This window comes from Hymenobacter sp. IS2118, assembly GCF_000715495.1.
Classification (GTDB): Bacteria; Bacteroidota; Bacteroidia; order Cytophagales; family Hymenobacteraceae; genus Hymenobacter.
On record NZ_JNLX01000185.1, the window covers coordinates 1 to 18,908 of the forward strand.

The 18,908-nt window shown below is 62.8% G+C and carries 17 protein-coding genes; 6 read left to right on the forward strand and 11 right to left on the reverse strand.

What is annotated here, in order from left to right; translation table 11 throughout:
- The first annotated feature begins 84 nt into the window (after positions 1-84).
- On the forward strand, positions 85-1,197 hold the full coding sequence (locus GM79_RS20185; RefSeq protein ID WP_035560846.1) for an IS4 family transposase: 1,113 nt from the start codon (positions 85-87) through the stop codon (positions 1,195-1,197).
- A 16-nt stretch (positions 1,198-1,213) separates the two neighbouring features.
- Here GM79_RS20185 and GM79_RS20190 read toward each other — a convergent pair whose 3' ends face one another.
- Together GM79_RS20190 and GM79_RS23965 are read right to left on the reverse strand one after the other, a co-directional pair.
- The gene (locus GM79_RS20190) at positions 1,214-1,531 is read right to left on the reverse strand and encodes a hypothetical protein (RefSeq protein ID WP_035567419.1); all 318 of its coding nucleotides are present in this window, start codon (positions 1,529-1,531) and stop codon (positions 1,214-1,216) included.
- An 85-nt stretch (positions 1,532-1,616) separates the two neighbouring features.
- The gene (locus tag GM79_RS23965) at positions 1,617-1,784 is read right to left on the reverse strand and encodes a DUF2256 domain-containing protein (protein WP_072008682.1); all 168 of its coding nucleotides are present in this window, start codon (positions 1,782-1,784) and stop codon (positions 1,617-1,619) included.
- Positions 1,785-1,930: 146 nt separating this feature from the next.
- On the opposite strand from GM79_RS23965, the gene GM79_RS20195 reads away from it, so the two are divergent.
- A complete protein-coding gene (locus GM79_RS20195; RefSeq protein WP_035567420.1) occupies positions 1,931-2,662 on the forward strand; it encodes a class I SAM-dependent methyltransferase in 732 nt (243 codons plus the stop codon).
- Positions 2,663-2,723: 61 nt separating this feature from the next.
- Positions 2,724-3,152 (forward strand): thioesterase family protein, encoded by a 429-nt coding sequence (locus GM79_RS20200; RefSeq protein WP_035567422.1) that lies wholly within the window; start codon positions 2,724-2,726, stop codon positions 3,150-3,152.
- Positions 3,153-3,234: 82 nt separating this feature from the next.
- Here the strand turns inward: GM79_RS20200 and GM79_RS23410 are convergent, their stop codons facing one another.
- Positions 3,235-3,801 carry a DinB family protein gene (locus tag GM79_RS23410; protein WP_051719121.1) on the reverse strand — a complete coding sequence of 189 codons (567 nt, stop codon included), beginning with the start codon at positions 3,799-3,801 and terminating at the stop codon, positions 3,235-3,237.
- A 149-nt stretch (positions 3,802-3,950) separates the two neighbouring features.
- On the opposite strand from GM79_RS23410, the gene GM79_RS20210 reads away from it, so the two are divergent.
- Together GM79_RS20210 and GM79_RS20215 are read left to right on the forward strand one after the other, a co-directional pair.
- A complete protein-coding gene (locus GM79_RS20210) occupies positions 3,951-5,360 on the forward strand; it encodes a hypothetical protein (protein WP_152560111.1) in 1,410 nt (469 codons plus the stop codon).
- Entirely contained in the window at positions 5,354-6,754 is a 1,401-nt protein-coding gene (locus tag GM79_RS20215) for a hypothetical protein (protein ID WP_152560112.1), read from the forward strand. Before GM79_RS20210 ends, GM79_RS20215 begins: the two co-directional genes overlap by 7 nt.
- Before the next feature lie 268 nt (positions 6,755-7,022).
- Here GM79_RS20215 and GM79_RS20220 read toward each other — a convergent pair whose 3' ends face one another.
- Positions 7,023-8,006 (reverse strand): pyruvate dehydrogenase complex E1 component subunit beta, encoded by a 984-nt coding sequence (locus GM79_RS20220; protein ID WP_035567426.1) that lies wholly within the window; start codon positions 8,004-8,006, stop codon positions 7,023-7,025.
- Positions 8,007-8,230: 224 nt separating this feature from the next.
- Positions 8,231-10,039 carry a tetratricopeptide repeat protein gene (locus GM79_RS20225; protein ID WP_035567427.1) on the reverse strand — a complete coding sequence of 603 codons (1,809 nt, stop codon included), beginning with the start codon at positions 10,037-10,039 and terminating at the stop codon, positions 8,231-8,233.
- Between the two features lie 162 nt (positions 10,040-10,201).
- Here GM79_RS20225 and GM79_RS20230 point away from each other — a divergent pair, with 162 nt between their 5' ends.
- Positions 10,202-10,420, forward strand: coding sequence for a PspC domain-containing protein (locus tag GM79_RS20230; RefSeq protein ID WP_035567429.1), 219 nt, complete (start codon positions 10,202-10,204; stop codon positions 10,418-10,420).
- A 207-nt stretch (positions 10,421-10,627) separates the two neighbouring features.
- Here the strand turns inward: GM79_RS20230 and GM79_RS20235 are convergent, their stop codons facing one another.
- The 6 genes from GM79_RS20235 to GM79_RS23420 all read right to left on the reverse strand — a co-directional run bounded on the left by GM79_RS20235 (position 10,628) and on the right by GM79_RS23420 (position 18,856).
- On the reverse strand, positions 10,628-11,677 hold the full coding sequence (locus GM79_RS20235; protein ID WP_235184127.1) for a glycosyltransferase family 2 protein: 1,050 nt from the start codon (positions 11,675-11,677) through the stop codon (positions 10,628-10,630).
- The gene (locus GM79_RS20240; protein ID WP_035567430.1) at positions 11,667-12,005 is read right to left on the reverse strand and encodes a YbaB/EbfC family nucleoid-associated protein; all 339 of its coding nucleotides are present in this window, start codon (positions 12,003-12,005) and stop codon (positions 11,667-11,669) included. Before GM79_RS20240 ends, GM79_RS20235 begins: the two co-directional genes overlap by 11 nt.
- Positions 12,006-12,118: 113 nt before the next feature.
- The gene (locus tag GM79_RS20245; RefSeq protein ID WP_152560113.1) at positions 12,119-14,122 is read right to left on the reverse strand and encodes a gliding motility-associated C-terminal domain-containing protein; all 2,004 of its coding nucleotides are present in this window, start codon (positions 14,120-14,122) and stop codon (positions 12,119-12,121) included.
- A 124-nt stretch (positions 14,123-14,246) separates the two neighbouring features.
- Positions 14,247-15,740: a histidine ammonia-lyase gene (gene hutH / locus GM79_RS20250; protein ID WP_035567433.1), complete on the reverse strand. Its 1,494-nt coding sequence runs from the start codon at positions 15,738-15,740 to the stop codon at positions 14,247-14,249.
- Between the two features lie 92 nt (positions 15,741-15,832).
- Positions 15,833-17,671, reverse strand: coding sequence for a serine hydrolase domain-containing protein (locus GM79_RS23415; RefSeq protein ID WP_051719122.1), 1,839 nt, complete (start codon positions 17,669-17,671; stop codon positions 15,833-15,835).
- Positions 17,672-17,698: 27 nt separating this feature from the next.
- Positions 17,699-18,856 (reverse strand): helix-turn-helix domain-containing protein, encoded by a 1,158-nt coding sequence (locus GM79_RS23420; RefSeq protein ID WP_051719123.1) that lies wholly within the window; start codon positions 18,854-18,856, stop codon positions 17,699-17,701.
- Positions 18,857-18,908: the final 52 nt, after the last annotated feature.

Consider the following 18,908-nt stretch of genomic DNA (forward strand, 5'->3'; position numbering starts at 1 on the left):
CACTCTACCCTACTAAACTTTAGGGCATAAAAACGGGGCAGTCCGACCTTTGGGGTTCCTACACACCATTGTCCGTCCTGCCCCGTGAAGCCAAGCCTCATTGCCAAAATTACGACGCTTTTGCGTCGCGTCCAGCTAGTGCCCCATCTGTCCCGGCAAAAGTTTGTCAGCCAGTTTGTTATCGCCCTGCTCAAAAGCCGCAACGTCCAATTTTGCGAGGTAGCCCAGCACCTGAATGACGCGGTGAAAATCGCTTCGAATGAAACCCGCATTCAGGACTTTTTTCGGCAGGTGGACCTGAATTATCTGGTGCTGGCCCACCTGCTGCTGCGCTTGCTGCCCGCCACGGGCAAACTGCGCCTGTGCCTGGACCGCACCGAATGGGACTTCGGCCGCTGCCAGGTCAATATCCTGCTCGTGACCGTAGGCCGAGGCGACTTTCAACTGCCGCTCTATTGGGAACTGCTCGACAACCGCAGCGGGAACTCCAGTGCGGCCGACCGTATTGCCCTGCTCAAAATCTGCGTACAGGTGCTGGGCCGCGACCGCATCGGGCTGGTGGTGGGGGACCGGGAGTTTGTGGGCCATGTCTGGCTTAACTGGCTACGGAAGAATAAATTGCCTTTTGTAATGCGCCTGCCCAAGCACCACCAAATCACCTTTGCTAGTGGCCGACGGCAGGCCGTCACGGCCCTGGGCCTTGCCGTAGGGCAGCAGCGGCATTTTCTGCATTGCCAAGTGGCTGGGGTCTGGGGACAGGTCTGGGTCAAGCGGCTGGCCGACACGGAGTTTCTGTTTCTCTTCGCCGCGCCCGGCTTGCGCAACCTGGGCGGCCTCTACGCCAGCCGCTGGACGATTGAGCAGTGCTTTCAGAACCTGAAAGGACGCGGCTTTAACCTGGAAGCCACCCACTTATGCTGCCACCAGAAGCTGCGCAAGCTCGTGGCTCTGGTCAGCCTGGCCTACGCGCTATGTCTGGGCGTGGGCACGATGGCCCACGGCAAAATCAAGGCCATTCCACGCAAAAATCACGGCTGCCGGGCCACAAGCCTGAGCCGCTACGGACTGAATCTGTTGCGCCAGCTCACGCGGCCCCACGCCCAGCCACAAGAGCCGGTGGCCCGTAAAATCATGGCCCTGCTAGACTGGTTTATTCGGCAACTTACTTATTATCAAATCCCTAAAATAGTAGGGTAGAGTGACGTAGCAGTTATTAATGCACGATGCGCAGCTCGTAGCGCGCGGGGGCGCCATTCAGGGCGGGCACCTGCCACGCCCCAATCCGGCTGGGGCCGTAGCCCAGGTTCACTTTAAGCCATTCGTCGCGGGTGGGCAGCAGGGCAATGATTTCCTGTTCGAGTTTGGCCAGCTCGGTGCGTCGGCGGCTTATCTCCGGGTCCGATTCCCCGGTGTTTTGGGTATGGCCAGCGGCAATGGCTCGCTGCAGGGCTTTGGCCGATTCCAGGTAGGCATCGGCTTTTCCCTGCAGGGGAATGAGGGCCGGGTCAAGGTAGTCGAGGTTGGATGCCATGAGGAGGGAAAGAAGTGAGGGGGCAGCAGTAGCCCGGTTGCAGAACGGCTTCCGCTGCCGAAAGGATACAAGCGGCGGCGTTGCCTTAGGTAGCGGGGGGCGTCGCTGCCGGCCGGTTGCGCTGGCAGCGCTCGCCGCAGTATTTCACTTCGTCCCAGTTGGCCCGCCACTTTTTGCGGTACTCGAAGGGCCGCCCGCAGGTGAGGCAGATTTTGGTGGGTAGCTGGCCTTTGCGAAGTTTTGAGGGAAGCATAACGGTAGGGAATACAAGCGCTGATGAGCAAACGCCCGACGCCACCGCGAAGTTTTGGGTACTTTTCGGGCCCGAAACGGTGGCGCCGCCGCTTCAGTACCTCTTTTGCTTGCCAACTGGCCTTCATTCCAGCACCGTATTCCTTCATGACAACGACCACTGCCCCCGATGTTTTGGGCCAGGCCCTGCTGGCCTATCACCGAGGCGATGCCGATGCGTCGCTCATCGTGCATTGCAACGTGGCCGATGACGAACCCCTGCCGGCCGCGTATTTTTTCCGCACCCTGCTGCAAATGCCCGAATTGGAGCGCCTGGCCCTCGACGAGTGCCGGGGCCGCGTGCTCGACCTGGGCGCGGGCGCCGGCTGCCACAGCCTGGAGCTGCAAAACCGGGGCTTCGAGGTGAAAGCCGTGGACGAATCGGGTGGGGCCGCGCAGGTGATGGCCGAGCGCGGCGTGCGCACCGTGGCTCGCCACGACGTCTTCGACCCGCTGCCCGCCACCGAGCGGCCCTACGATACCATCCTGCTGCTCATGAACGGCCTCGGCCTCACCGGTACCTTGGAGGGGCTCGACCGGTTTTTGGCCCACGCCCGCACGCTGCTGGCCCCCGGCGGCCAGATTCTGGCCACTTCGTCGGATGTGCGCTACCTCTACGAGGACGAGGACGGGGCGCTGCTGCTGAACCTGAACGGCCCGTACTACGGCGAAGTAGCTTACTCGCTGAGCTACGCCGGCAAAACCGGCGCCTCGTTTCCCTGGCTTTTCGTGGATGCGGCGTTGCTCAACGACGCTGCCGAAACCGCTGGCTACAGCGCCGATTTTCTGGGCGAGGACGACGATGAGCAGTACCTGGTGCGCCTCACGCCGTTAGGCTAAAGTCGCAAGTAGCGCCATTGCCGTTTTGCTGGACCAATTTCGTATTTTACTTTCCTTTCGAATGACCAACGCCACTACTTACCGCACCCGCTGGGCCGACATGGACCCCAACGGCCACATGCGCCACTCGGCCTACGCCGACTATGCCGCCGACCACCGGGTGGTGCTGCTGGCCCAATGGGGCTACGGCGTGGCCAAATTCGCCGAGCTGCGCCTCGGCCCGATTCTGTTCCGCGAGGAAACCAAATACCTCAAGGAAATCGGAATTGGCGAAGAAATTCGCGTCGATGGCTGCCTGGCTTCGGCCAGTGCCGACGGTTCGCGGTGGTCCATTGTGCACACTATCTTCAAGGCCGACGGCCGGGTGGCGGCCACCGTTACCGTCGATGGGGCCTGGCTCGACCTCGACCGCCGCAAGCTCACCCTGCCGCCCGCCGAGCTCGCTGCCGCCTTCAGCTCAATGCCAGCCTACGAGCCGCCCACTCGCTAGCAAAAAAAGCCTCCATTTCGGATGAAACGGGGGCTTTTTTAAAGGAAGCTATCAGCTGAAAGCTGATGGCCAACGGCTCAGCTTAAGATTTTGCCAGCACCGGCGCGGTGGGCCGCAATGCCTTGGTAATGCGGCCCACCTGCTGCTGATGGTGCAGCAAATGGTCGAGCAAAAAGTCCATCACCTGCCCAATGGTAATCTTGCCGGAGCGGGGGTGCGGGAAAATAGCCCGGTTAATCTGCCGGCCGGGAAATTCGTTGAGCAGACGTTCGAGCTGACGGCGCGAGGCCAGCCAGGTTTCCCGCAGCTCGGGCAGCGTGGGCACGTCGCCGGTGTCGGTGAGGGTGGCCACGCCGCGCGGCGCCTTAAACTTAAAACCAGGCACACGCAGCAGCAGGCGCACAAAACGGGCCTTCAGCCGGGTATACAACCCAACTTTGGGCAGTAGCTCCTCAGACTGCATTTTTTTCTGGATGTACTGGATGATGTTGGTTTCAATGAACAGCAGGTGATGCACCACCTGCGTGGCCGACCACTGGCCCGTGGCGGGCGCCTTGGCGCTGTCGGGCCCCAGGGCTTCGGCCGAAGCCAGCAGGCGCTCGGTGGCGCGTTCCAATTGTTCGAGTTTGAGGTGGAGGCGATGATTCATCGGAAGGGCAAAGTCGGCGGTGGTGTAGCTTTGGGCTATTTACAGCAAGTGTACGGCTTCAGGGTCGTAATGGGCAGCAAGGTATGAGTAAAGTAGCTTGGTTGAAGAATCGGTGGGATTGGGTGGGGCATCACCCGACTCTGGTTGCCGTGCTAATTATATTTATTAGCTACCTGGTTTACCTGCCCACCACCGAGTACACCAAGCAGTACTACGACGCGGAAGGCTACTGGCTGTTTGGCGAAAAATACTTCTCTACGGGCCGTTTCGCTTTTCTTTCTTACTTCAACGCCATCCGGGGCTACTTTTTCCCGCTGCTGCTGGCGCCGCTCACGCGGCTGTCGGTCAATTATGGGTGGACGGTGATGGACCTGTGCCGGCTGCTGGGCGCCGCCAACGCGGCGGCCATCTTCGGCTGGGCGGGCCCGGTGCTATGGCACACCGTGCGGGGCGGCGCGCCCGTTTCGCTGGGCCGTCGGCTGCAGTTTGCCGCGCTGGGGTTTGCCCTGTGGCGCGACTATTTCAATTTTTGCCTGACCGATTTCCCGGCGCTGCTGGCCATTGGCATCGCCTTGATTGGTCTGCTGCGCGGTCGGGGACTGGCCAGCTGTCTGGTGGCCGGTATTGCGCTGGCGGCGGCCGTGAACATGCGCCCGGTGTACCAGGCCGCCATTCCGGCCATGGGGTTGCTGGTGCTGCTGCCCGCTGTGGGGCGGCCCCGCTGGTGGGGTGGGGCCCGCGCCGTTGTGCTGGCGGTGGGCATGGCCGTGGTGATGGCACCGCAGGCCTACAGCAACCATTTTCACGTGGGAAGCTGGTCGCCGTGGGTGCTCACCAGCATGCCCGACGAGCCCAATCTGTTCCTGCAACAGCTGGGCTGGGGCCTGGAAATGCAGAAATACGAAACCCACGTGGGCCAAAGCTACCCGTTGGCCAGCATGCGTTTCGAGGACCAGCGGGGCAAAGCATTATTGGCTTCCACCGGTCTCACCACTTTCACCGAAGCCAGCCAGTACGTGCAGCTATGCCTGCACCGGCCGTGGCGCGCCCTGGGCGTGTGGCTGCGGCATTTATTCAATGGCCTGGATATTCAATATCCAACGCCTTATATCCTTGATGTGTACGCGCTTTCCTGGCCGTTGGCGCTGCTGAATTACGGCCTCATCTGGAGCGGTTTGCTGGCGTTGTTCGTGCGGAAGTGGCCGCGGATGAGCGGCGCCTGGCTGCGGCCGGGCCTGGTGGCGCTGGCCTTGCTGGTGCCCTGCCTCATCACCTTGCTCACGGCTATTGAGTGCCGGTTTCTGCTGCCGCTACACTTGCTACTGAGTGCGGCGGTCGTTTTTGGCACCGCTCCGCTGCGGTGGTGGCGGGCGGCCACGGGACGGTGGCGCCTGGCGGTACTGGCCAGCTACGTGGTGGTGGTGGTAGCCGGCTTCTCCGCTTCGGCCAGCACGCAACGGCACCTGGCGCTGCAGCCCCGGCACATTTTGCGGGACTTGCCGTTTAGCGACGTTTCGGCCGATGATTTCCTGCCTGCTCCCCCGCCCGAACCGTGGTAGCGGCAACTAAAGTATTGGCAGCCAATAGGTGGCGGTTTTTGCTGGTGCTGGCCCTCTACGCCGCCTACCTGCCGCTGAGCGGCTACACCGTGGGCCAGTTCCGGTTTGATGCCGCCGAATACTGGGAGCTGTCGCTGAAGTTTACGCAGGGCGGCGGCTTCTCTCTGCTGCGGTTCGACGACCCGCTGCGGGGCTACCTGGGCCCGCTGCTGATAGTGCCGGCGCGGGGGCTGTGCCGCCTCACCGGGTGCTCGATGCTGACCGGGGCGCAGGTGCTGGGTGCCGGTTGGGCGGCGCTGCTGTTTGGCGTGGCCATTCCGCAGCTGTGGGCGCGGGTGGCGGGCCGCCCGCTGGCCGGGGCGCGCTGGCTGGTGTTGGTAGGCCTGGCGCTCATCTTCTGGCGGGATTACTTCAATTTTACCCTGAGCGACATGCCGGCGCTCACGCTGCTGCTGCTGGCCCTGGGGGCGTTGGGGCGGCCGGGGTGGCATTGGGCGTTGGTGGGTGGCCTGGGGCTGGCGGCGGCCCTCAACATTCGGCCCGTTTACGTGGCGGCCCTGCCCGGCTGTTTGTGGCTGCTGTGGGGAGCGCACCGGCTCAATGAGCGGCGGTGGGCGCGCTTGGCGGGCCTGGCCGCAGGTATGGCGCTGGTGCTGTCGCCCCAGTGGCTTATCAACCGGCAGCATTTTCAGCAAAATACGCCGTTGGTGCTGGCCGGCCGGCCCGGTAGCCCGCCGCTCTACCTCCGGCAATTGAACTGGGGCACGCGCTTCCAACGCTACGAATCGAGCCTGATACCGGAAATTCCCCGCTCGCTGCTCTACGCCGACTCTGCCGGCCAGCTGTTGCTGCTACGGGAGCCGGGCGGGCGCTTCGCCAGCTACGGGCAATACCTTAAACACACTTGGCAACACCCAGTCGCCACCGGTTGGCGGTACGCGCGCCACCTTTTCAATGGCCTCGACCTGCGTTTCCCCACGCCTTACCCGCGCCAGCTGCACCCGCCGGGCCAAGAAGGACTGCGCGTGCTGAATTACGGCCTGCTGGGAATCGGAGCCTGGTTGACGGCCCGCGCCGGGTGGCGGCGTCGCAAAAGCCGGCCGCACGAAACAACTGGCTCGGGCCAAGGTGCCGTGCTGCTGGCGTTGCTGCTGCCGTGCCTGCTCGTTTTGCCCACCCTCATGGAATGTCGGTTTCTACTACCGCTGCATTTGCTGATGCTCACGGGCGTTGCCGGTGCGTGGCAGCCCGTGGCATGGTGGCGCGGGCTCGGCGGGCCGGTCCGTCGGGCTGCGGTGCTGGGCTTGGGGGCGGCGTGGCTGTGGGGCTGCTGGCAGCTTTCAGAATCAACGGCCCGGCAGCGGCGCCCGCCCAGCGAGGCCCCGCAGGAATAGGTGAGTTGTCAGCTTCAAGCCGCAAGCTTGCGGCCTATTATTAAGCAGTGGTACAAAAGTAACCGTAGCGAAAAACCGGGTCATGCTGAGCTTGTCGAAGCATCTCTACCGCACCGTTGAAACTATCCAATGGTGCGGTAGAGATGCTTCGACAAGCTCAGCATGACGGTCAAAACTCAATACGATTACTTATGCATACCTGCTTATTAAGCCGCAAAAAGCCCCGACACAATTAACTGCCGGGGCTCTTACTTTTAAAATGGGTGACTTACACTTTGGCGTAGGTCACTTCCTTCACGGCTTTCACTACGCGGGCCACGTTAGGCAGCGAGGCTTCGATGAGGGTGGGGGCGTAGGGCAGGGGCACGTCGGCACAGGTGATGCGGATAACCGGGGCGTCGAGGAAATCGAACGCGCGGCGCTGCACCATGTAGGCCAGCTCGCTCGAAATGCTGGCCAGCGGCCACGCTTCTTCGATAACTACCATGCGGTTGGTCTTCTTCACCGAGGTTATCAGGGTGTCGTAGTCGATGGGACGCACCGAGCGCAGGTCGATAACCTCGGCTTCGATGCCTTCCTTGGCCAACTCGTCGGCGGCGGTGTAGGCCAACTTCATCATTTTGCCGAAGCTTACCAACGTTACGTGCTTGCCTTGGCGCACTACGTTGGCCTTGCCGATTTCGAGCAGGTATTCCTCTTCGGGCACTTCGCCTTTATCGCCGTACATCAGCTCCGATTCCATGAAAATCACCGGGTCGGGGTCGCGGATGGCGGATTTCAGCAAGCCCTTGGCCTCGTACGGGTTGCTGGGCGCCACTACTTTCAGGCCGGGGCAGTTGGCAAACCAGTTTTCGAAGTTCTGCGAGTGCTGGCTGCTGAGCATGCCGGCGTTGCCGGTGGGGCCGCGAAACACGATGGGGCAGGAATACTGGCCGCCCGACATCGAATAAATCTTGGCGGCCGAGTTAATCACCTGGTCAATAGCAACCAGCGAGAAGTTGAAGGTCATGAATTCGATAACCGGAATCAGCCCGTTGGCCGCCGCGCCAACGCCAATGCCGGCAAAGCCAAGCTCGGCAATGGGCGTGTCAATCACGCGCTCCGGCCCGAATTCGTCGAGCATACCCTGGCTCACTTTGTAGGCGCCGTTGTACTCGGCCACTTCTTCGCCCATGAGGAAGACCCGCGGGTCGCGGCGCATTTCCTCGGACAGGGCCTCGCGCAAGGCCTCACGAAATTGAATTTGACGCATGGTTTTTTAGTAGGTAAACAGCGGTTTTGAGCCGTTGGACAAAGCTACGATGGGCTGGGCGGATGGGCAAGTTCGGGGTAGAAGGGGTTTTAGGGTAGGCGGGTTTGGGGGTAGGAGGGTAGGAGTTTGGAAATAGGGTAAAAGGATTCGCGGCATGAGTTGATTTGCCAAATTCCTGCCCTCCCACCCCAGACCCGCCTACCCTATAAATACCCTAATAACCCCTACCGCAGCGCCTCCCGAAATACCTTGCCCTGGGCATAATCCTGAAATTCGAGGTCTTCCACAGCGCGCTGGGCGTAGCTGCGGTCCAGCGTCACCGCTTGTTTTAGGTAATTGCCCACGGCGGCCTCGTCTTTTTGCCGGGCGGCCACCACGGCCATGCCGTAGACCGGGGCGGCGGCGGCGGGCCGCAGGGTTTGGGCCAGCTGGTACTGGGCCAGCGCCGATTCGTAGCCTTCGCGGCCCACCAAAATCAGGCCCCGGTTGAGGGCGTTCTGGTAGGACGGCCCCGCGTAGTCGAGGCTGCGCAGGGCTTCATCGGGCTGTCCGATTTCGATTTCCAGCGCGGCCCGGTCCGAAAAAACTTTGCGCAAAAGCGGCCGCTCGCCGCCCAGCTTAATGGCGTAATCGTAATTCTGGAGAGCTTCGAGGCGGTCGCCGGCCCGGTGGTAGGCCGTGGCGGCGTGGTAGAAGAACTCCGCCGTGGGGTTGCGGTGGGCGGCCAGGGTGAAGTTGACGGCCGCGCGCCGGTAGTAGGCTTTGCGGATTTTATCGGTGGGCTCTTTTTCGCCGCGCTGCAACAGCACCACGCCCAGGTTATGAAACGCCTCCCAACTGTTGGTGGTGGCCGCGGACTTTTCGTAAATACGCTGCTTTTCGGCCAGCAACGGGGTTAGCGTAGCCGAATAGCGCAGCTCTTCGGGCGTGAGGGCATCAACCTCCAACTGCTTGTCTACTATTTTTTTAGACAGCAGATACACTTCTGAATCGTAGCGTTTGGGGGCCGTATACGTGACCGCTACGGTGCCAAAACGTAGCACGGGATAGATGTACTGCTCAATGTAATCGAAGGACGACAGCCGGTGCAGGGCTTTTTCCTTCTGCCGAAACGTGCCCTTGGCGTCGTTGATGATGCTCACGATGGAGTCAATCTGGTCGGCTTTAAGGGCCGAGGTCGTGACTTTGCTCAGGAACGTGTCCCAGCGCCGGGTGTAGGCCAGGGTGTCGAAGCGAATGTCCTGCACCTGATTGAGGTAGGAGAAGGTTTTGACGCGCTGCTGGTAGTAATAGAGCAGCATGCGCACGCGCTTGCTGGCCAGCAGGCGGTTGTGGGCATCTACCGAATCGGGGGAGTGGCCGGCGATGATGAGCACCTGCTTGGTCTGCTGGTTGGCGTCGATAAGGTCTTCCAGCGCCTGTACGTTGGTGCCGAGATAGCCACGGATAAACCACTGGCCCTCATCAAAATAAAAGGGGAGCACGCGAGTGCCGCTCATGGTATTGTTGGCCCGCTCGGGCAGCAGCGTCAGCACGGTGTCTTCGCGCGTCACGAGGCGGGCCGGGTCGGCGATGCCGCGGGCCACGCGCACCTCGCTCTTGGCGCGCAGCACCTGCCCGCCGGTTTTTAGCTCCCGCACCTGGGCCCGCGCCAGCAGTTCGCCGGGGTTGCGGCTGGGCGTGTTGGGCAGGCTGAATTTCTGGGTGGCCATGAGCAGGCCTTTGGTCTCCTCATCGTACACGTAGTTGCCCGTGGCAAAGGTGATGCGGCCGATGGTGTCTTCGCGCAGGCCGTGCTCGTAGCGGTAGCTCAGCAGCAGCTCGTAAGCGACACCCTTGTGCAGGTGGCTGGCTGGTACGCGGGCAATTACCTCGAATGGTACCGCCTCGCCCGACGCTGTGAGCGGGGTGGGCCGCGCCATCACGGTGCGCCCGGTTTCGGCCTCTTTGAGCACCCGGGGCAGGGTGCAGGCCGATAGAAATAACGTGGCTGCCAGGAGCACCGGGGCCAGTGGCCGCAAAATATTTATCATCAAAAAGCGCAAAGCAGGAAAACGAAAAGCATCCCTCCCAACGTAAAAGAGCCCAAATTAGTCGGGCGTCGGGTGGCAAAATTACGCCAATGCTGTTGCCTAACCCCCGGCCAAGCCTTATCTTAGCCCAAAGAATCTGTTTTTCGCTAGCCGCTACCGCCCATGAAACGCTTCACCGACTACCTGGAAACGCAGTCTTTTGGTTTGTGCTCCGCCCTCGCCCAGAAGTGGGGTTTCAGCACCCGTAGCGTCCGGCTCTCGTTCGTTTACGCCTCTTTTTTCACGTTTGGCTCGCCCGTGGTGCTCTACTTCGCCGGTGCTTTCTGGCTGAACGTGCGGCGGGCCATGCGCCAGCAGCGCAGCACCGTTTGGGATTTGTAAGCAGCTTGGGGTTTCGACCAACTTTTGTGATTATAGAAAAGAGCATCTTTCCTGTTGAGGAAGATGCTCTTTTTTATATTGAAGCTATTTAGGACGTTATCATGCTTCGACAAGCTCAGCATGACATTTTTTTTGTGATGCTTACTTTTGTACGAGTGCTTAAGGAGCTTCTGTGTCAACTGTTAGCTTTAGCATTTGGCAAGAAGCTTATTTAATCCCCAAATCACTGAATTTGCGTTTGCCCTTCGCGAAATAGGCCCATACCAAACTGCCGTCGTACACGCCCGGCCGCTGGGCAACGCGCAGGTGCGGACGGGCCGCCCGGCGCTGCCGGCGCCAGTAGGCGAGCTTGCCATAAAAACTGAAGTGGGCCCGGATAACCGCCTGGAAATTGCGAAACTGGCCGCCCGTCAGAAACCGCAGGCCCGCCACGCCATCCAATACCAGCCGCTGGAACATGCTGGATAGCAACTCGCCTGGAGCCGCGTTTTTGTAGAGCAGCGCCAGACCGTTGCGGAAGTTGAGGTAGGTTTTGCGGGGGTTGCTTTTTGGCAGGGTGCCGCCGCCCACGTGGTGCACGGCGCTGCCGCCGTGGTACCATACTTCGTGGCCGGCATTCCAGAGGCGCCAGCACAGGTCAATTTCCTCCATGTGGGCGAAAAACGCGGGCTCCAATCCGCCCAAGGCTTGCCAGGCCGGGCGCCGCACCATAAGGCAGGCACCGGTGGCCCAGGCCACGGGGCGGGAGTCGTCGTACTGGCCGTGGTCTTTTTCGAGGGTGTCGAAGAGCCGGCCGCGGCAAAACGGATACCCCAACCGGTCGAGGTAGCCACCGCCGCCGCCCGCGTACTCAAAGTACGTGGGGTCGGCGTGGGCCAGGATTTTGGGTTGCACCGCCGCTATGCGCGGACTGGCTTCGAGCAGGCTGCGCAAGGGCCGCAGCCAGCCCAGCGTCACTTCCACGTCCGAGTTCAGCAGCACAAAAAAGTCACTGTCGACTTGCTTCAGCGCTTGGTTGTAGCCCTCGCAAAAGCCGTAGTTGCGGTCGAGCAGCAGCAGCTCCACTAGCGGAAACTCGCGGGCCATCAGCTCCACCGAGTCGTCGGTGGAAGCATTGTCGGCCACGATAACGCGGGCGCCATCGGCGTGGGTGATGACACCGGGCAGGAAACGGCGCAGAAAACCCGCGCCGTTCCAGTTCAGAATAACGATGGCGACATCGGCACAGGGGCCGACTTTGGCGGCGCTAAGCTCCAAAACCACTCAGGTCGAGGCCCGGCACGTTGGGCATCAGGCCGCTGGTTTTGCGTTGCAGCTCCTGGCGGGCCAGCTCGGCGGCTTCGTCCAGGGCTTTGTTCACGGCGGCTACCACGAGGTCGGCCAGCATGTCGCGGTCCTGCGGCGTGAGCAGGCTTTCGTCAATTTCCAGCTTGAGGATTTTGCGGTGGCCGTTGGCCGTGGCCCGCACGAGGCCGCCACCGGCTTCGCCCGTAGCAGTAATGTGCTGGATTTCCTGCTGGGCCTGCTGCATTTTGTCTTGCAACTCTTTCACTTTGCCCATCATGCCGGTTAGGTCAAATGCCATAATTAATCGGGGTAATTTGTGTGTATTGATTGTTTGGTCTGGTAAACAAGGCAACGGCCAGAAAGTGCTTCCCAAATCGAAAAGAGTGCCTCCGGTACGAATTGGCCAAGACGTTAATTCAAAATGGTAACCGAACCTGTGGCAGTAAATGGCGTGCCGTCTTCGTTCAATTGCTGGAACCGCCACACGTAGGTGCCCGGCACCGGGGCCCGGCCCTCGATGGTACCGTTCCAGGTGTCGGTGCGTTGCGTGCCCCGGAATACTTCCTGCCCGTTGCGGTCCACAATCACAAAGATGTACTGCTGCAAATAGCGTCCTTTCACTTCCAACACGTCGTTGAGGCGGTCCCCGTTAGGCGTGAAAGCGGTGGGAATATTAAGGGAAAGCTGGCGTGTGACGCTGGCTACGTTCGAGTAGCTGACGGTGCCGGCGGGCAGGCCCGCTCCGCGAATCAGCAGGCGGTAGCGTAGCGTTTGGCGGTCGGCGGGCGGGGTGAAGTCCGTGAAGCTGCCGCCGCTTACGGGCACCGTGCTGAGCACCGTGCCATCGGGGGCCAGCCGTTGCAGCGTGTAGCTGACCGCAATGGCGGGCACGGGGCCGGTAAAAGGCGTCCAGGTGAGGGTGGCGGTGGTGCCGGTGGGGTCGGCCGGGGCAGCGGTGAGCAGGGCAGGGCAAGCGGGCGCGCTTTCTGGCGAGGCATTGCCGCACACGTCAATCAGGCGCACCGTGTAGCAAGGCATTTCGGCAATAAGCGCGGCCAGCGCCACCGAATCGCGCTGGATGCCGGCCGTTCGGGCTACGCGGAACGCGGCCGGCAGCCCGCCCGCAGTGCTACGCTGGTAGCGCAAGGTGCTGCCCGTGGTCAGGGCTGGGCCGTTGGCCAGTAGGGGCGTCAGCTCCACCACGTTGCGCAGGTTGAAGCTGGCCAGCAGCTGCGGTTGCGCCGGCGGCAGGGCCGACTGCGTAGTAATGGCCACCGGGTTGGAAACCGACTCGCCCCCGCCCGGCTGCGGGGCCGTGACGCGGTACGTGTACGTAGTGCCGCATTCCACGTTAGGGTCTTCCAAGCCACCCGGAATTACGTTGAAAACGGTGAGCGGCTGACCGTTGCGACTTACGCTGTATAGCGTATCGCGGCCCGCATAGGTAAGCAGCAGCTGGTTGCGGTTTTGGGTAGAGCTGCCCGCGAGGCTGAGCGTGCAAACGAGGGGCGAAAAGGCCGAATCGAGGCGGCAGGGGTCGGTGCGGCGCAGGCGGTAACAGCCCGCCGCCACATTGGTGAGGTTGAAGCTGGTGCTGCCGGCTGGCACGTTGGCTACGGCGCGGTAGTCGCCGGGTACGCTCGCATCGGCGCGTTGCAGGGTGTAGCGGTAGCCGGCCGGCAGCTGCCCCACGGCCAGCGTAGCGGTGCCGCCGTGCAGTGGAGTGGCTAGCGTGAGGCGGGTGAGGGCCGGGGTTTGCGCGGGCAGGAGCGGGGTAATCGGTTGGGTAGCGGCCCCGGTGCACACGCCGGTGGCGGCGTAGCGGCCCGTGACGGTGACTGTGGTGGCGCCGGCGGGCACGGCAACTACCGTGGCTTTATTGCGAAGGATAGTACTGGCCGGCCCGTTGCCCACGCGCACGGTGTAGCTGTCATAGGCCGCATCGGTCACCGTAACCAAGGCCGAATTGCTGGGGCAGGGCGCCACGGTGAAAGCGGGCGGCGCGGGGTCGTACACCCGAAACGTGCGGATGAAATAGGTGGACGCCTGCCCACCGCCGCCCCCCGCCGCATTGGCTAACTCCGAAACCGTAACTAAGCCCACCTCGGCTCTGGTAGGTGTGTATTGGAAAGTGGCAGGATTTGGTGGACTGCACGAGGGCAAAAAAGTGGTGCCGCTGCCGGGCAACACTCCGTAGAAGAGCAGCGCGGCGGGTACGTTGCGCCCGGCGCACTGCTCAAAACGCACCCGGCGCCCCACGCAAAAAGCACCAACTGGCTGGTTGGTAGCCACGTCGATGGCCAGAAAGCTGCACGACGGCTGGTTGGCCGAGGCGCATGAGGCCTGCGCCCGTACCGCCGATGCGGCTCCCAGCCAGCACACAACAAGCAAAAAACAGCAGCGAATCAACTTCATAGGCAACTCACATAACGCGGATAAGGCAGGCATCGCGCCCACCTCCCCGTAAAATTCGGGCAGTAATGAAAACTTCTTCACTACAAGGGCTTGCCTGTACCAAGCCGTTTGGCCTGGCTTCAGCTTACTGCCAGTCAAACTTACGGACGAAGGCGGCGGCCCGGTGCAGGTCGGGGTAGAGTACCCGGTCCTGGCCCACGAATTTTACTTCCTCCCGGAAGGCGTCAACAACTTGTTCCAGCGCGGCGGAAGTGCGGCCCGGCCGGCGGAAAGCCAGTGCCTGCACGGCCGTCATCAGCTCGATGCCGAGTACCTGCTCCACGTTTTCGACCACGCGGCGGGCCTTGGTGGCAGCGTTGGCGCCCATGCTCACGTGGTCTTCCTGGCCGTTGCTGCTCACAATGCTGTCCACCGAAGCGGGTGTGCACAGCTGCTTGTTCTGGCTCACGATGCCGGCCGCGGTGTACTGCGGAATCATCAGGCCGGAATTCAGGCCGGGTTCAGCCACCAAGTACTGAGGCAGGCCGCGCTGGCCGGAAATGAGCTGATACGTGCGCCGTTCCGAGATGCTGCCCAGCTCGGCCACGGCCACGGCCAGGTGGTCGAGGGCCAGGGCCAGGGGCTGCCCGTGGAAATTGCCGCCGCTCAGAATCTGGTCGTCGTCGGGGAAGATGTTGGGGTTGTCGGTCACGGAGTTGCACTCGATTTCCACCACCTGGGCCACGTAGGCCAGGGCGTCGCGGGTGGCGCCGTGCACCTGGGGCTGGCAGCGGAACGAGTACGGGTCCTGCACCGCCAGCCGGGGCTGGGCCTGCAGCTCGGAGCCGGCCAGCAGCTCGCGCAGGCGCCGGGCCACCAGCACCTGCCCGGCGTGCGGTCGAATCCGGTGCAGGTTTTCGCTGAATGGCGTCGGGCTGCCCCCAAAAGCTTCGGTCGAAAGCGCCCCGATGACGTCGGCGGCGTTGGCCAGGCGTTGGGCCCGCAGTACCCCATCCACCGCATAAGCCAGCATAAACTGCGTGCCGTTGAGCAGCGCCAGTCCCTCCTTGGCCTGCAACACAATGGGCGCCCAGCTAAATAAGCTCATAGCATCGGTCGCACTTAGGCGGTAGCCCATGTAGTTCACTTCGCCCAGGCCCAGCAGCGGCAGGCACAAGTGGGCCAGCGGGGCCAAATCGCCGCTCGCGCCCAGGCTGCCCTGCTCGTACACCACGGGCAGCATCTCGCGGTTGTACATGGCCACGAGGCGCTCGGCGGTGATGGTTTGCACACCGCTGTGGCCGTAGCTCAGGCTCTGGGCTTTCAGCAGCAGCATGAGGCGCACCAGGTGGCCGGGCACTTCGGCGCCGGTGCCGCAGGTGTGCGACATCATCAGGTTGACTTGCAACTGCGCGCGGGCCTCCTGGGGGATGGCCACGTTGCAAAGCGAGCCAAACCCGGTGTTGATGCCATAAATCGGGCCGTCGTCTTCGGCAATGCGCTGGTGCAAATAGGTGTGGCAGGCGGTAATGCGCGCTTTGGCATCGTCGCCGAGCGCCACGGGCCGGCCGTCGGCCAGCAGGGCAGCCAGCGCGGCCAGGGTGAGCGGCTGCGCGGGCGAGATAGTATGGGTGGGCATTGAGGGGGCGGGGTGAGGGGCTACAAAAATAGCCGCATTTCACTGGCCCCCGGTGTTCGGTTCCTCCTTCCGCTCTCCTCTCACCCAATTTTCTAACGGGTCAGGGTCACCAGTTTTTCCTGCAAAGCCTTGTCGCCCGGGTTCAGGCGCAGGGCCGTTTGGTAGGAGGTGAGGGCCTGCGGTTTGTCGCCCCGGCTCAGGTATAAGTCGCCCCACCGCGCGTGCACCACGGCCGACTGGGGGAATTTTTCCAGGGCCAGAGCCAGCAGGCCTTCCACCGCCGCGGGGTTACTGGGCCGGCGGTTGAACAGCTCATAAGCCATATAAGTGAGCTGATATTCGTTGAGCTGAAGCTGACGGTAGCCAGCCACGGCTTCCGCAATACGGCCCAGGCGCAGCAGCTCGTCGGGTAAAAACTGGTCGGGGCGCAGGCGGGGCATGGGTTTTTCGGCGTCCAGCATCCGAAAGCCCGTGACTGCGCCGGCCGCGTCGCGCTCGAACCGGCCCCGCATGGGGTAGTCGGTAAAGGCCACCGTGTCGCCGCCCACGGCATAGGTCAGAATCGGATTGCCGGCGTTAATGCGCTGCACCAGATGGGAGGCTTCCCGCTCAAACGTCACCACCTCGTCGGGGCCGCGCTGGTACCGGCCCGCCACGGCATCGAGCGTGCCCACGGGCACCACCACGGGCTGAATGGCGGCGGGCAGAAAATCGGGCCACTGGTACACCCGCGCCACGGCCCGCCGCAGCTCCTTGCCCAGCTCCCCGGCCCCGCCGTCGCTGTTCATCATAATAACCACCCCGTTCCCGCCCGTCACGCTGGCCAAGGCGTAGGCCAGAAAGCCCGCATTTACGCCCGTGTGCTCGAAGTACCGGCTGTTTTCGTCGGTGCGGTCCGCGCGTTGCAGTAGAAACGGGCCCAGCCCCATCTCCTCGCGGTAGGTCCCACTCGACACGGCTACCTGCGGTGTGAGCATCGTGCGGGCCGTGGCCTGGGTAAACAGCTTGCCCCGGCCCCGGTACGCCTGCTGCACTTCGATAAGATAGCGCGCCAGGTCCGTGGGGGTAGCGTACAGGCCCGCCGGGGCCTGCTGCGGATACAGATACGGCATGCCCTGAAACCAGCTGTTTTCGGAGTAGGCCCATGCCGCTTGCCCTTGCAGGGCGGCAGGCAGAGGCTGGGCAAAAGTGGCCGTTCGCATTTTTAGGGGCCGGAACAGCGCCGTTTCCGTGAGGGTGGCGAAGTCCTGCCCGGTGGCGTCCGTCATGGCCAGCTGAGCCACTAGGTAGCCGCCGCCCGAGTACTGGAAGCCCGTGCCGGGCGCGCGGTTCACGCCCACGGCCCGGCTTTCGGCCCGCGGCTGACCGCTCAGAATATCTACCACCGACGGCAACGGCCCCTTGCCCGGCACAAAGCCCCAATATGACGACTGACTGGTGCCGCCCTGGTGGCTGAGCAGCAGGCGCAGGCTCACGGGGCGCTGGCGGGTGAAGTTGTTCTCGGCCAGCTGCCACGACTTCAGGTAAGTATTGATGGGGCGGTCCAGGTCCAGCGTATGCTGCTGCACGAGGAGCAGGGCGGCGCCCGCAGCCACCAGCTTCGAAATCGAACCGGCCGAGAACATGGTGGTGGGGGTAACGGGCGTGCGGGCCGTGGTATCGGCCCAGCCGTAGGCCTTCACCCAGTCAATTTGGTAGTTGCGGATAACGGCAATGCTCAGGCCCGGCACCCGGTGGAATTTCATGCGGTCCCGCAGGTTCCAGCCGGGCAGGCCGGCCACGGGCACGTAGGGCAGCAGGCTATTCTCAACTTGCCGGATGCGTGCCGCAACCGTGGGAGGAACGGGCGCGGAAGGCGTCACCTGCGCCTGGGAAAAGGCGGGCCGAAGGCCACTTAACAGCAGCAGAAAAAGGGAGAGTTTGCGGAACATAAGCGGGGTGAATTAGCTGCCGCAAACCTAGCCGGGGCTTGGCACCGAGTCGTCCCAACGGGTAGGCTGGGACTTCTTTTGGTACTCTTTGGGCGTCAAACCAGTCTTTTCCTTAAAAACCCGGTTGAAAGTCGTCTTGGAATTAAAGCCCGCTTCCAGGGCCAGGGCCAGCACCGTGAGCCGGCGGGCGTCGGGGCCAAGCAGGCGCTGCTTGACCTCGGCCAGGCGGTAGCCGTTCACCACGTCGTGAAAGGACTGCTGCAAGCCGGCATTGATGGTCTGGGAAACCACGTTGGCCGACAGCCCCACGTGCCGGGCCAGGCTATCGAGCGTCAGGTCCGGGTCGCGGTACAGCTGCTCCTCATCCAGGGCCTGAACTACCCGCGCCAGGTGGTCCGGGTCGACGACTGGCCCCGGACTGCCGGCCGGCCGCTGGGCGGGCAGCGAAGCCGAAGCGGGGGCCGAGTCGGTGGTCGGGGTGGTGGAAGCGGGCTCCGGCGCCGGCGCCGGCCGGGTTACCCCGCGACTAAGCCAACTCCCCAGCGCCACGGCGTAGGCGAGGACCGGCAACGCCACGGTGGTGAGGTAAAATTTGGGCGCCCCCGCCGGCAGGTACGCCGCGTTGACGAGCGGGTCGAGGGCGGCGGCTCCGTAAAAAACACCCAGGCCGAGCAGCACAGCCCACAGCCAGCGCGGGCGCCGCTCGTGCCGGCCCACCACTCGCAGCGCCACAAACAGGTAGCTCAGCACCGACACGATGGCGCCGTAATGTTCCACATAGCGCGTCATGGGCTTGTGCACATTCAGCCAAAACCACGTTTTTGCATTGAAGGATTGCAGCGAGATAATCCCATAAAAAAGCGCCTGCCCCGCCACCGGCACGAAGTGGCGCCACGACAAGCGGCGCGCCGAACCATACACTTCCCGCACGTAGGCCAACAGCAACGGCCCAAAGCTCCACGAAAAAAACAGCGGCGTGAAATACAGCCAGCGATGCCGGTAGTACACCCCCGATTGGCTCAGGAAGTAGTCCACCACCTGCAGCGTCAGGCCGAGCAGCAGCAGGCCGAGCCAGCGGCTGCCCGCCCGTCGGGGCCGCGCCACCAGCAGGTACACGCCCGTCGTCAGGCCCTGCACGATGCAGAACAGCTGAAAAACCACGACCAGGTCAAGGTGTACGAACATGGAAAACCAACAAAATTGTCCGGGAAAGATAGAGCCGCCGCCACCCTTGCTA